A 12,731-nucleotide genomic window follows, 5' to 3' on the forward strand; every position below is an offset into this window, starting at 1 on the left:
CACGCATCCCGCATTCCGGACAGCGTGTCCCGCACCGTGGATGACGGGCGTACGCTCGACAGCAGCCATATCTGTCTGAAGGAGCGAGCGACGATGCCCGAGCTGAGGTCCCGCACAGTCACCCACGGCCGCAACATGGCGGGCGCCCGCGCCCTTATGCGCGCCTCCGGTGTACCCGGTGCGGACATCGGCCGAAAGCCGATCATCGCGGTCGCCAACAGCTTCACCGAGTTCGTGCCGGGCCACACGCACCTCCAGCCGGTCGGCCGGATCGTCAGCGAGGCGATCCGCGAGGCCGGCGGCATCCCGCGCGAGTTCAACACGATCGCCGTCGACGACGGCATCGCGATGGGCCACGGCGGCATGCTCTACAGCCTGCCCTCCCGCGACCTGATCGCGGACAGCGTGGAGTACATGGTCGAGGCCCACTGCGCCGACGCCCTGGTCTGCATCTCCAACTGCGACAAGATCACCCCGGGCATGCTGAACGCCGCCCTGCGGCTCAACATCCCCACGGTCTTCGTCTCCGGCGGCCCGATGGAGTCCGGCCGCGCCACCCTCGTCGACGGCACGGTCCGCACGCTCGACCTGGTCGACGCGATCTCCGACGCCGTGAACGACAACATCTCGGACGAGGACATCCTCCGTATCGAGGAGAACGCCTGCCCGACCTGCGGCAGCTGTTCCGGCATGTTCACCGCCAACTCGATGAACTGCCTGACCGAGGCCATCGGCCTCTCCCTCCCCGGCAACGGCTCGGTCCTCGCCACCCACACCGCGCGTGCACAGCTGTACGTCGCCGCCGCGCGCACGGTCATGGACATCACGCGCCGCTACTACGAGCAGGACGACGACACGGTCCTGCCGCGCAGCATCGCCACCTTCGCCGCCTTCGAGAACGCGATGGCCCTGGACATCGCCATGGGCGGTTCGACCAACACGATCCTGCACCTGCTGGCGGCGGCGCAGGAGGCCGAGGTGCCCTTCGGCCTGAACGAGATCGACGCGGTCTCGCGCCGGGTCCCCTGCCTGGCCAAGGTCGCCCCGAACGTCGTCAAGGACCGTACGTACTACATGGAGGACGTGCACCGCGCCGGCGGCATCCCCGCCCTCCTCGGCGAGCTGCACCGCGCGGGCCTGCTCAACGAGGACGTGCACTCCGTGCACAGCCCGTCCCTGGCGGACTGGCTGAAGACCTGGGACGTCCGGGGCGGCTCCCCGTCCGCCGAGGCGGTCGAGCTGTGGCACGCGGCCCCCGGCTGCGTCCGCTCCGCCGAGGCCTTCTCCCAGTCCGAGCGCTGGGCGGCCCTCGACACGGACGCCGAGGGCGGCTGCATCCGCTCCGCCGAGCACGCGTACACCAAGGACGGCGGTCTGGCGGTCCTCAAGGGCAACCTCGCCGTCGACGGCTGCGTGGTGAAGACGGCCGGCGTCGACGAGTCGATCTGGACCTTCGAGGGCCCGGCCGTCGTCTGCGACTCGCAGGAGGACGCCGTCCAGAAGATCCTCACCCAGCAGGTCAAGGAAGGCGACGTGGTCGTCATCCGCTACGAGGGCCCCAAGGGCGGCCCCGGCATGCAGGAGATGCTCTACCCGACCTCGTACCTGAAGGGCCGCGGTCTGGGCAAGGCCTGCGCGCTGGTCACCGACGGCCGCTTCTCCGGCGGCACCTCGGGCCTGTCCATCGGCCACGCCTCGCCCGAGGCGGCCGGCGGCGGCACGATCGCCCTCGTCGAGGACGGCGACCGCATCCGCATCGACATCCCGAACCGCACGATCGAGCTGCTCGTCGACGACGCGGAACTCACGCGCCGCGACCAGGCGCTGAACGGCGTGTACGCCCCGAAGAACCGCGAGCGGAAGGTCTCCGCCGCCCTGCGCGCCTACGCGGCGATGGCCACGAGCGCCGACAAGGGCGCGGTCCGGGACGTGTCGAAGCTGGGCTGACGAGGAAGGCCTGGCCGGTCTGACAGTCCGGCCGGGCCCGCGACCACCGGTGGGGCCGCTCCTCGGGAGCGGCCCCACCGTCGTACGTGCTCGTGCTCGCGCCTGTACCTGGGGGCGTGCCCGGGGACGGGTCCGGGCCGCCGGGGCTCACCAGGCCGCCGGGTCCGTCCCGTCCACGGCGAAGACGGTGCCGTCGGGCGCGGCGGCGTAGACACGGCCGTCGGCCGGCTCCGGCGCGGGCAGGGTGGTCACCACTTCTCCCGAGTTCTCCCCGAGCCGCAGCGGCGTCTGCCCGAGGAGCCTGCCCGCGTCGGCGTCCACGGCGAGGAGACGGCCGTCGGGCGCGCTGAAGTACACGTGCTCGTCGTCGGCCGCCGGCACCGACCCGCGGCTCACCGCCGTCTGGAGCGACCACAGCCGCTCCCCCTTCGCCGTGTCGACGGCCACCAGCGAACCGTCGAACGTCAGCAGGTAGACGCGGTCGCCGCGCACGGCCGCGCTCGCCTGCTGGAGTTCGGCGCTCAGCGCGACCCGCCGTGACTCCGCGGTTCCGGGGGAGAAGCGGACCACGGCGTCGACCCTGCCGTACTCCCCGCCGCCGGACAGCAGGACGAGGCTGTCCCCGTCGCTGCCCGCCAGGGTCAGCGTGCCGTCGAACCGCTCCTCCCAGCGCACGTCCCCGGTGGCCGGGTCCACCGCCGTGACGAGGGTGCGCCCGTCGTCGGAGGTGCTCGTCACGTACGCCAGCGGGTCACCCGTGAACGACGCGAAGTAGGCCTCGCCGGCCCCGGGGACGCGGCGCTGCCACCCGGTCCGCCCCGACGCGGCGTCCACGCCGGTCACCGTGCCGTCGGCCGCGGTCAGCAGCAGGGTCCCGCCCGCGTACCGGACGCCCGAGTACGCCGAGACGTCCCGCTCCCAGCGCGTCTCGCCCGACGACGGGTCGAGGGCCTCCACGCGCCTGCCCGAGTCGGTGAGCACCTGCGCCAGCCCGCCCGCGAGCACCGGCGCCTCACCGCGCCCGTCCCCGTCGGGGAGGGGATGCCGCCACAGCACCCGCCCGTGCGCCGTGTCGAGCGCGGACACCTGCCCCGGCTGGACGCAGATCAGCCGGTCCGCGTCGTACACGCACCGGGGCATGCCGCCCGTACCGTCGGCGACCGGCCGCGTCGCCCACTGACTGAACGTTTCCGTGCCCGAGGACGCCCGCGCCCCGCCCGCACCACCGTCGCCGTCCGTGGCGTCGCCGAGCAGCAGTACGGAGCCGAGGCCGACACCCGCGACGAGGACCAGTGCGCCGAGCACGAGCCCGACCCGTCCCCGCAGTCGCCCCCGCGCCCCCACCGACGACGACGCCCCCGCGTCCCCCGCGTCCCCGGCACCCTCCGGGTTCCGCAGGTCACTCGGGGCTCCTGGGTCAGCCGGGTCCACCGGGACGTCCGCGTCCCCCAGGACCGCCGGGACCGATGGGACCGCTGGGGCAGCTGAGACCGACGAGGCTGCTGGGACCGATGGGGCTGCTGGGATCCCTGGGACCGCCGCCGCCCCACCCCAGCCTTTCGATTCCCCCGGAACCGCCGCCCCGCCCCTACCCTCCGAGCCCCCCGGAACCACCGCCCCGCCCCAGCCCTCCCGGCGCGCGGGCCCCGCCGCGTCCGGGCCGGCCGGACCCAGGCCGGCCGGCCCCGGGCCCGCCAGGCCCGGGGCCACCGCGTCAGGCCCCGGCGCCTCCCCGGCCCACGCCCCCGGCCCCGCGGCCTGCGCCCCCGCCCCTGCCGCCTCCGCGGCCTGCGCCCCCGCCCCCGCCGCCTCCGAGGCCCGTTGCGCCGGTATGAACGCCTGCGTGTCGTACGAGGCCGCCACCGCACGCAGTTCCCGCATCAGCTCGTCCGGCGTCGGCCGTTCCTCGGGCTCCTTGGCGAGACAGCGCCGCACCAGCGGCGCGAGGCTCTCCGGTACGCCCGTGAGATCCGGTTCGTCGTGCACGACCTGGTAGGCGACGACGTACGGGCTGTCGGAGTCGAACGGCCCCCGCCCCGTCGCCGCGTGCACCAGCACCGACCCGAGCGCGAAGATGTCGGCGGCCGGCCCGACCTCCCGCGGCCGCCGGAACTGCTCCGGCGCCATGAACGGCGGTGTGCCGATCAACTTGCCCGTCTCGGTGCGCAGTTCACTGTCCTTGGGGCGCGAGATGCCGAAGTCGATCACCTTCGGCCCGTCCTCCGCGAGCAGCACGTTGCTGGGCTTCAGATCCCGGTGCACGACCCCGACCCGATGGATGTCGCGCAGCGCCTCCGCGAGCCCGGCCGTCAGCCGGCGCAACTCGCCCGCCCCCATCGGCCCGTTCCGCTTCACATGGTCCGAAAGCGTCGACCCCGGAATGAACAGCGTGGCCATCCACGGCCGTTCGGCCTCCGGGTCGGCGTCGACGACGGGGGCGGTGAAGGCGCCGCTGACCCGGCGCGCGGCCGCCACCTCCTGCCGGAAACGCCCCCTGAACTCGGGATCCCTGGCGAACTCGGCGTGCACCACCTTCACGGCGAGCTTCATGCCCGAAGTGCTGCGGGCCAGGTGGACCACGCCCATGCCGCCGGAGCCCAGACGGGACTCGAGACGGTAGTGGCCGGCGTACTCCGGAAGTTCCGCTTCCGCGCCCGCCCCGGTGTTGCGCTGTGGCGTCATGGACCACCCCCGTGCTGCTTCGGCCGCGCGCGCGACGCACGGAGCCTAGTCGATGACTCGTACGGGACCGAGGCGACTTGCTAGCCTCCCGCTGCGAGTTGCGCACATGTGTTTCATGGCGTGATTCGGGGGAATCAACGGGTCCCCATGGCAGTCATGGGGTTCAACGGGGGAGGTCTTGCATGTCCGTCGAGCACGTGGAAGGGGTCGAGAGCGGTGACGAGGCGGAAGCCCTCGTCGCGGCGGCCCTGACGTACTACCCGATCGCGCCCGGCGTCCGCCTGAACGTCCGCAGCGGACCCGGCACCAGCTACCCCGTCGTGAAGGTCCTGCCCGAGGGCACGAAGGTCCCGATCTTCTGCCAGACCCCGGGCACCACCGTGAGCGGCCCGTACGGCACCACCAACATCTGGGACAACATCGCCGACAGCCAGTTCGTCTCGGACGCCTACGTCAAGACGGGCAGCGACGGCTACATCGCCGCACGCTGCGCCTGACCCACCCCCCGGGAGCCCGCCCCCGTCCGGCGCCATAATCGTCCCGTGAGCGACGAAAACGGCACCTCGGACACTCCGGCGGGTTCCTCGGGCCCGGGCACGCCCGGCGGCCCGCGCCCCGAGCCGCTGCGCTTCTTCGGGACCACCTGGGTCGAGCACGACGACGGCTACCGCACCCGCCGGGTCGCCGCGGCCGTCGGCTCCCTCCTCGCCGCCGCCGTCTCCTGCCTCGTCCTCCGCTTCGCCTACGAGGGCCTCGCCCTCGCCGCCGTCGGCGGCTTCGTGACCCTGCTCGTCGTCGCCATGTTCGCGATCTGCACCGCCCTGGCCTTCCGCCACACCTGGAGCGGCTTCACCGAGCGCCCCGACCCGGACCGCCAGGCCTCCCTGCGCGGCCTGCTGGCCATCGGCTTCGTCGGCTCCCTCCTCGCCTACTTCCTCCGCTCCCTCACCGAGGCCCCGGGCGAGGAACTCCACCGCCGGGAGTACGAGGCGGCCCGCGCCCGGCACGACCGCCGCAGCACCCGCCGCACCGGCGACCCGTCGAAGAAGCGCCGCCGCTCCTGACGCCCGCCCCGGCCCCCGGCGCGGTTCCCCCTCCCCTCCCACCCCGCGCGGCCCCCCCTCTCCTCCCACCGCACGCGGTTCCCCTCCCCGCCCATTCCGCGCCACCATGACCCCATGACGGCTCACTCCCACACCGCCCGAGCCCATTCCTTCAACTCCGCCGCCGCCCAGTACGCCGCGAACCGCCCCTCCTACCCGCCCGCCCTGCTCGACGCGATCGAGGAGACGGCGGGCCGCCCCCTCACCGGCGCCCGGGTCGCGGACATCGGCGCCGGCACGGGCATCGCGACCGCCCTCCTGCACGCCCGCGGCGCCACCGTCCTCGCCGTCGAACCCGGTGCCGGCATGGCGGCCCAGTTCCGCCGCGCGCTGCCCGGCGTGCCGGTCGTCCGCGGCGACGGGAATCACCTCCCCCTGGCCGACGCCTCCCTCGACTTCCTCACCTACGCCCAGTCGTGGCACTGGACCGACCCGGCCCGTTCGGTGCCGGAGGCCCTGCGTGTGCTGCGTCCGGGCGGCGCCCTGGCGCTGTGGTGGAACGCCGCCGCCCTCGACGTACCGTGGATCGACGCCCAGACGGCCCGTGTCCAGCGCCACTTCCGCATCGACCGGACCCCCGGCAGCAACGGCGACGGCACCCACGCCGCGCTCGCCACCGCCGGGGACCGTTTCGACTTCGTCCACCGCCGCATCCGCTGGAGCCGCCGCGTCCCCCTCGACACGCACCTGGCCAACATCGGCAGCCACTCCGTCTTCCTGGTCCACGGCGAGCGGAGTACCGCCGCTTTCCTCACCGAGGAGCGCCGCCACCTCCTGGCCGTCTTCCCCGACGGCGAGGTCGAGGAGACCTACGACGTCGCACTGCTGCTCGCCACCCGCGGGTGGATGCCTTGACGGCCCCCAACCCGGGAGAGACGGTTCACGCGTGATGGACAACCCCGCTCCGGACCCACCCCCGGGCACGCCCGACCCCACCCCCACCCCCACCCCTGCCCCCACCCCCACCCCTGCCACCACCCCCACCCCTGCCACCACCGCCACCACCCCAGCCGTCCACGCCTCCGCCCTGACCGTCGTCCGAGGTCCCCGCACAGTCCTCCGCTCCCTCGACTTCACCGTCCCCCGTGGCCAGGTCACCGGTCTCCTCGGCCCCTCCGGGTGCGGCAAGTCGACCCTGATGCGCGCGATCGTCGGCACCCAGGCCAAGGTCACCGGCACCCTCGACGTCCTCGGCCGCCCCGCGGGCCACCCCACCCTGCGCACCCGCATCGGCTACGTCACGCAGGCGCCCTCCGTCTACGACGACCTGACGGTCCGCCAGAACCTCGACTACTTCGCCGCGATCCTCGACCCGGGCCGCCCGGCCGCCGCCCGCCGCCACGACGCCGTCACCCGGGCCATCACCGACGTCGACCTGACCAGCCACGCCGACGCCCTGGCCGGCACCCTCTCCGGCGGTCAGCGCAACCGCGTCTCCCTCGCCGTGGCCCTGCTGGGCACCCCCGAACTCCTCGTCCTCGACGAACCGACCGTAGGTCTGGACCCGGTCCTCCGCCGCGACCTGTGGACCCTCTTCCACGACCTCGCGGCCACCCGGGGAGCCACCCTCCTCGTCTCCTCCCACGTCATGGACGAGGCCGAGCGCTGCCACCGCCTGCTGCTGATGCGCGAGGGCGAGATCCTCGCCGACGACACCCCCGACGCCCTGCGCACCCACACCGGCTGCGACACCGTCGAGGCGGCTTTCCTCCAACTGGTCGACGCGGCCGCCGAGGCCGCCGAGGCCGCCCGGGCGAAGGAGCAGACCCGATGACACCGCCCGCGAACCCCGCCCCGCGCACACCACCCACCGCCACCCCCGCCCCGCGCACGACTCCCGCGCCCACCACCCCCCTCGACCTCTCCCGCACCACCGCCACCGCGTCCCGGGTCCTGCGCCAGCTCCGCCACGACCCCCGCACGATCGCGCTGATGATCCTCGTCCCGTGCGTGATGCTGTTCCTGCTGCGCTACGTCTTCGACGGCAGCCCCCGCACCTTCGACAGCATCGGCGCCTCCCTCCTCGGGATCTTCCCGCTGATCACGATGTTCCTGGTCACGTCCATCGCCACCCTGCGCGAACGCACCTCGGGCACCCTCGAACGCCTCCTCGCCCTCCCCCTCGGCAAGGCCGACCTGATCGCCGGCTACGCCCTCGCCTTCGGCGCCCTCGCGATCGTCCAGTCCGCCCTGGCCACAGGCCTCGCCGTCTGGGCGCTCGACCTGGACGTGACGGGCAGCCCCTGGCTCCTCCTCCTGGTGGCCCTCCTCGACGCGCTCCTGGGCACCGCCCTCGGCCTCTTCGTCTCGGCCTTCGCCGCCTCCGAGTTCCAGGCGGTCCAGTTCATGCCGGCGGTGATCTTCCCCCAGCTCCTCCTCTGCGGCCTGTTCACCCCGCGCGACGCCATGCACCCCGCCCTGGAGGCCGTCTCCGACGTCCTCCCCATGTCCTACGCCGTCGACGGCATGAACGAGGTCCTCCGGCACGCGGAGATGACGACCGCCTTCGTCCGCGACGTGCTGATCGTGGCCGGCTGCGCCCTGCTGGTCCTGGTCCTGGGCGCGGCCACCCTGCGGCGCCGGACCGCCTGACGCCGGTTCCATGCCCGCCCCGCGCGCGGGCGAGGTGGACGGCACGGGTGCACCCGCGCCGTCCGGGCGGCCTGCACCCCCGCGGCCCACGTCCGCCCGGGTCCGCCCACGTCCGCCCACCGGACAGGCCCGCCACCCGCCCGCCTCCCGGTGCGAGGATGACCCTGGACGACGCACACTCCCGAAGGACCCCCGCCATGACCCAGAAAGTCGCAGTCCTCGGCACCGGCAAGATCGGCGAAGCCCTGCTCAGCGGAATGCTGCGGGGCGGCTGGCCGCCCGCCGACCTCCTCGTCACCGCCCGCCGGCCCGAGCGCGCCGAGGAACTCCGCACCCGCTACGGCGTCACCCCCGTCACCAACGCCGAAGCCGCCAAGACCGCGGACACCCTCATCCTCACGGTCAAGCCGCAGGACATGGGCACCCTCCTCGACGAACTCGCCCCCCACGTCCCCGCCGACCGCCTGGTCATCAGCGGAGCCGCCGGCATCACCACCTCCTTCATCGAGGAGCGCCTCACCCCCGGCGTGCCCGTCGTCCGCGTCATGACGAACACCCCCGCCCTCGTCGACGAGGCCATGTCCGTCATCTCCCCCGGCAGCCACGCCAGCGAGGCGGACCTCGCGCACACCGAGGAGATCTTCGGCTCGGTGGGCAAGACCCTCCGCGTCCCCGAGTCCCAGCAGGACGCCTGCACCGCCCTCTCCGGATCCGGCCCGGCGTACTTCTTCTACCTGGTCGAAGCCATGACGGACGCCGGCATCCTGCTCGGCCTGCCCCGCGACAAGGCCCACGACCTGATCGTCCAGTCCGCGATCGGCGCCGCCACGATGCTCCGCGACAGCGGGGAGCACCCCGTCAAGCTCCGCGAGAACGTCACCTCGCCGGCCGGCACCACCATCAACGCCATCCGCGAACTCGAGAACCACGGCGTACGGGCCGCCCTCATCGCCGCTCTCGAGGCCGCCCGCGACCGCAGCCGCGAGCTGGCCTCCGGCACCAAGGACTGACCCGGCGGCCGGGGGCGGTCACCGCGCGGCCCCGACCACCTCCGCCGTGGTCACCACCCGCGCGAACCCGCCCCCGTGCAGCGACACCGCCGACGCCCGCGCCGCCTCCTCCGCCGAGAGCCGCCACCCGAACGGCCCCGCCAGGTCGAAGGTGTACGTGGCGTCGTACGCGACCACGACGTCGTACCCCGCGTTCCCGCCCATCCGCGCGGTCGTCTCCACACACATGTTGGTCTGGATCCCGGCCACCACGACCTGAGAGATCCCCTCGGCCTTCAGCCAGGCGTCCAGGTCCGGCGTCCCGTAGAAGGCCGAGTTCACCGTCTTGGTGAGCAACAGCTCCGGCCCGGCCCCCTTCCCCCTCCGCTCCTCCACGTACTCCTTGAGGCCGTTCCCCTCGTACCCGGCCCGCAGCGGCGAGTCCGGCTTGGACGAGTCGTGCCGTACGAAGACGACCGGCCGCCCCGACGCCTGCCACACGTCGATGAGCGAAGCGATGTTGTCGTCGGCCCCCGGGTTGTTCCGCGGCCCCCAGAAGCCGGTCTCGTCGAAGCCCTTCTGGACGTCCACGACCAGCAGCGCAGCGTTCTGTGCGATCTCCATGCCCAGGATCCTGCCGCCGGGCCGGCCCGCTCCCCAGAGGTCACGAAGACAGCGATCGATGGTTTACTGCCAAGCATGGAGGCAGCCACGCGGAACCAGCAAGGCCCGAACGCCCCACAGGACAAGGACGTCCCACAGCACCAGTACGTTTCGCAGGGCCCGAACGCCCCACAGGTCCCGTACCGCGTGGCCCTCATGGCCTTCCCCGGCATCCGCGCCTTCGACGTCTCCGTCATCACGGAGGTGTGGGGCACCGACCGCACCGACCGCGGCGCCCCCGCGTTCGACCTGCGCCGTGTCGCCATCGACACCACCACGCCGATCCCCATGCGCGGCGGCTTCGCCCTCCACCCCGACCGCACCCTCGCCTGGCTCTCCCGGGCGGACCTGGTCCTCGTCCCCGGCCTCGACGACCACCGCACGCCCGCCCCACCCCCCGTCCTCGACGCACTGCGCCGCGCCCACTCCCGCGGCACCACCGTGGCCGCCCTCTGCGGCGGCGCCTTCACCCTCGCCCAGGCCGGTCTGCTGGACGGCCGCCGCGCCATCACCCACTGGAACCTCGTCGACCTCCTCCGCACGCACCACCCCCGGGTCACCGTCGTCCCCGACGCCCTGTTCATCGAGGACGACAACATCTGGACGGCGGCCGGCACCGCCGCGGGGATCGACCTCTGCCTGCACCTCGTCCGCACGGCCCACGGCGCCGAGGCAGCCGCCACCATCGCCCGCTCCATGGTCACCGCGCCCTTCCGCACGGGTTCACAGGCCCAGTTCATCGAACACCCCACCCCGGCCGCGGACCGCGACGCCGACACCCTCGCCGCCGTCCGCGAGCACGCCCTGCGCCACCTGGACGAACCGCTCACCGTCGCCGCCCTGGCGGCCCACGCCGGTATGTCCCCGCGGAGCTTCGCCCGCCACTTCACCGCCGAGACCGGCACCACCCCGCTCCGCTGGCTCCTCGACCAGCGCCTCGCCGCGGCCCAGAAGCTGCTGGAGCGCACCGACCTGCCCATGCCCGAGGTCGCCCGCCGCGCGGGCTTCGGCAGCGAGGTCACGATGCGCCAGCACTTCGCATCGCGCCTCGCCACCAGCCCACGCGCCTACCGCACGGCGTTCAGCACCGGGTCCGCCACCGGCGGCAGCAGCCCGATGGCGCGGTAGGCGGCATCCACCACGGGCCGGGCCGTCGCCCGGGCCTTCCGCGCACCCTCGCCCAGCACCCCCTCCACGTACGCCGGGTCGGCGCACAGCTCCTTGTGCCGGGCCTGGAGCGGCCGGAGCGCCTCCACCACGGCCTCGGCCGTGTCCTTCTTCAGGGCCCCGTACGACTCGTACGCACCGCCCAGGGCCTCCGGGTCCCCATCCGTGCAGGCCGCGAGGATCTCCAGCAGGTTCGCGACCCCGGGACGTCCCTCCCGGTCGTACACGACGTCCCGCCCGCTGTCGGTCACGGCCCGCGCGATCTTCCTGCGCACGACGTCCGGCTCGTCCAGCAGGTAGACGATCCCCGGCCCGGAGTCGTCGCTCTTCCCCATCTTCGACGTCGGCTCCTGGAGGTTCATCACCCGCGCGGCCACCGTCGGAAGCGTCGCCCTGGGCACCACGAACGCCTGCCCGTACCGCTGGTTGAACCGCAGCGCCAGATCCCGCGCCAGCTCCACGTGCTGAGCCTGGTCGTCACCCACGGGCACCTCGTCCGTCCCGTACGCCAGGATGTCCGCGGCCATCAGCACCGGATAGGTCAGCAGCGACAACCGCACGCTCCCGCCCCGCGTGCGCTCCCGCGCGGCCTTCTCCTTGTACTGGATCATCCGCCGCATCTCACCGTCGGTGGCCACGCACTCCAGCAGGTACGACAGCCGTGCGTGCTCGTCCACGTGACTCTGCACGAACAGCGTGCACAGCTCCGGGTCCAGCCCGGCCGCCAGCAGCAGCGTGGCCGTCTGCCGGCTGAGCCGACGCACCCGCGCCGGATCGTGCTCGACGGTCAGCGCGTGCAGGTCGACGACGCAGAACAAGGCGTCCGCCCGGTGCTGGTCGACCGAGGCCCACTGCCGCATGGCCCCGAGGTAGTTCCCCAGCGTCAGATGCCCGGTCGGCTTGACCCCGCTGAAGACCCGCTTCATCTCTCCACCTCCTGGTCGGGCCCGCCGTCCCCGGCCGGCCGCCCCTCAGAAGGGAGAAACAGAAACGGCCGCCGAGGCGGCGGCCGTTGAGTGCATACGTGAGGACGGCCGCCGTCAGGCGGCCCACCACTGTCGGGTGCACGTACGCGTAGTCATGGCCCTCAGCGTACGCCTCAAGGGTGCTCCCGGGACATGAGTTGACACGCTGCTGACGGATACGTAATGTTCTCCGAGTTGTCCGACGTGAGCGCCGACTCCGGTCAGTCCCCGGACAGCCATCCCGCAAGTAGCAACCACCTCTCGGCGAGCAGTCGCTTCGACTGTTGTCGTGTTGTCGGCGTGCCTATTCGCGGAATGAGGAATCCGCGTTCGAAAGGACGCAGGCCCCGATTGGCTTCGGGCGCCGGGAATCCGCTAAAGTCTCACTCGTCGGAACGGCCCAAGGGCCGGGAAGGCAACCCCCTCTGACGGGGAATCAGACGCCGAAAGGATCTGATAGAGTCGGAACCGCCGGAAAGGAAACCGCGAGAGCGGAAACCTGGAAAGCACCGAGGAAATCGGATCGAGAAAAGATCTGATAGAGTCGGAAACGCAAGACCGAAGGGAAAAGCCCGGAGGAAAGCCTGAGAGAGTCTCTCGGGTGAGTACAAAGGAAGCGTCCG

Annotated in this window: 11 protein-coding genes; 8 read left to right on the forward strand and 3 right to left on the reverse strand. The window is 72.9% G+C overall.

The window, feature by feature from the left end; translation table 11 throughout:
- Nucleotides 1–93: 93 nt before the first annotated feature.
- Nucleotides 94–1,947 carry a dihydroxy-acid dehydratase gene (gene ilvD, locus ACZ3KJ_RS08750; RefSeq protein ID WP_467525715.1) on the forward strand — a complete coding sequence of 618 codons (1,854 nt, stop codon included), beginning with the start codon at nt 94–96 and terminating at the stop codon, nt 1,945–1,947.
- Between the two features lie 147 nt (nt 1,948–2,094).
- Here ilvD and ACZ3KJ_RS08755 read toward each other — a convergent pair whose 3' ends face one another.
- On the reverse strand, nt 2,095–4,629 hold the full coding sequence (locus ACZ3KJ_RS08755) for an outer membrane protein assembly factor BamB family protein (RefSeq protein WP_467525717.1): 2,535 nt from the start codon (nt 4,627–4,629) through the stop codon (nt 2,095–2,097).
- A 182-nt stretch (nt 4,630–4,811) separates the two neighbouring features.
- Here ACZ3KJ_RS08755 and ACZ3KJ_RS08760 point away from each other — a divergent pair, with 182 nt between their 5' ends.
- The 6 genes from ACZ3KJ_RS08760 (at nt 4,812) to proC (ending at nt 9,334) form a co-directional block, all read left to right on the forward strand.
- A complete protein-coding gene (locus tag ACZ3KJ_RS08760; protein ID WP_467525719.1) occupies nt 4,812–5,126 on the forward strand; it encodes an SH3 domain-containing protein in 315 nt (104 codons plus the stop codon).
- Nucleotides 5,127–5,171: 45 nt separating this feature from the next.
- Nucleotides 5,172–5,693, forward strand: coding sequence for an EamA/RhaT family transporter (locus tag ACZ3KJ_RS08765; RefSeq protein ID WP_467525721.1), 522 nt, complete (start codon nt 5,172–5,174; stop codon nt 5,691–5,693).
- 114 nt (nt 5,694–5,807) lie between these two features.
- A complete protein-coding gene (locus tag ACZ3KJ_RS08770; RefSeq protein ID WP_467525723.1) occupies nt 5,808–6,587 on the forward strand; it encodes a class I SAM-dependent methyltransferase in 780 nt (259 codons plus the stop codon).
- Between the two features lie 34 nt (nt 6,588–6,621).
- Nucleotides 6,622–7,506: an ABC transporter ATP-binding protein gene (locus tag ACZ3KJ_RS08775; RefSeq protein ID WP_467525786.1), complete on the forward strand. Its 885-nt coding sequence runs from the start codon at nt 6,622–6,624 to the stop codon at nt 7,504–7,506.
- Entirely contained in the window at nt 7,503–8,324 is an 822-nt protein-coding gene (locus tag ACZ3KJ_RS08780; RefSeq protein ID WP_467525725.1) for an ABC transporter permease, read from the forward strand. Before ACZ3KJ_RS08775 ends, ACZ3KJ_RS08780 begins: the two co-directional genes overlap by 4 nt.
- Before the next feature lie 197 nt (nt 8,325–8,521).
- Complete coding sequence (proC, locus tag ACZ3KJ_RS08785; protein WP_389524810.1) at nt 8,522–9,334, forward strand: pyrroline-5-carboxylate reductase; 813 nt, start codon at nt 8,522–8,524, stop codon at nt 9,332–9,334.
- A gap of 18 nt (nt 9,335–9,352) precedes the next feature.
- On the opposite strand, the gene ACZ3KJ_RS08790 is transcribed toward proC, so the two are convergent.
- Nucleotides 9,353–9,937, reverse strand: coding sequence for a cysteine hydrolase family protein (locus ACZ3KJ_RS08790; protein WP_467525727.1), 585 nt, complete (start codon nt 9,935–9,937; stop codon nt 9,353–9,355).
- Between the two features lie 195 nt (nt 9,938–10,132).
- Here ACZ3KJ_RS08790 and ACZ3KJ_RS08795 point away from each other — a divergent pair, with 195 nt between their 5' ends.
- Entirely contained in the window at nt 10,133–11,104 is a 972-nt protein-coding gene (locus ACZ3KJ_RS08795) for a GlxA family transcriptional regulator (RefSeq protein WP_467525788.1), read from the forward strand.
- Here ACZ3KJ_RS08795 and trpS read toward each other — a convergent pair.
- Nucleotides 11,044–12,069 carry a tryptophan--tRNA ligase gene (gene trpS, locus ACZ3KJ_RS08800; RefSeq protein WP_467525729.1) on the reverse strand — a complete coding sequence of 342 codons (1,026 nt, stop codon included), beginning with the start codon at nt 12,067–12,069 and terminating at the stop codon, nt 11,044–11,046. The genes ACZ3KJ_RS08795 and trpS overlap by 61 nt on opposite strands.
- Nucleotides 12,070–12,731 lie beyond the last annotated feature (662 nt).

This window comes from Streptomyces sp. NPDC003248 (assembly GCF_055563235.1).

Excerpts from the sequence above, each read along its gene's own strand:
- ACZ3KJ_RS08780 (WP_467525725.1), top strand. The coding sequence starts at position 7,503 with ATGACACCGCCCGCGAACCCCGCCCCGCGCACACCACCCACCGCCACC.
- ilvD (WP_467525715.1), top strand. The coding sequence starts at position 94 with ATGCCCGAGCTGAGGTCCCGCACAGTCACCCACGGCCGCAACATGGCG.
- ACZ3KJ_RS08760 (WP_467525719.1), top strand. The coding sequence starts at position 4,812 with ATGTCCGTCGAGCACGTGGAAGGGGTCGAGAGCGGTGACGAGGCGGAA.
- trpS (WP_467525729.1), bottom strand. The coding sequence starts at position 12,069 with ATGAAGCGGGTCTTCAGCGGGGTCAAGCCGACCGGGCATCTGACGCTG.
- ACZ3KJ_RS08775 (WP_467525786.1), top strand. The coding sequence starts at position 6,622 with ATGGACAACCCCGCTCCGGACCCACCCCCGGGCACGCCCGACCCCACC.
- proC (WP_389524810.1), top strand. The coding sequence starts at position 8,522 with ATGACCCAGAAAGTCGCAGTCCTCGGCACCGGCAAGATCGGCGAAGCC.
- ACZ3KJ_RS08755 (WP_467525717.1), bottom strand. The coding sequence starts at position 4,629 with ATGACGCCACAGCGCAACACCGGGGCGGGCGCGGAAGCGGAACTTCCG.
- ACZ3KJ_RS08790 (WP_467525727.1), bottom strand. The coding sequence starts at position 9,937 with ATGGAGATCGCACAGAACGCTGCGCTGCTGGTCGTGGACGTCCAGAAG.
- ACZ3KJ_RS08795 (WP_467525788.1), top strand. The coding sequence starts at position 10,133 with ATGGCCTTCCCCGGCATCCGCGCCTTCGACGTCTCCGTCATCACGGAG.
- ACZ3KJ_RS08770 (WP_467525723.1), top strand. The coding sequence starts at position 5,808 with ATGACGGCTCACTCCCACACCGCCCGAGCCCATTCCTTCAACTCCGCC.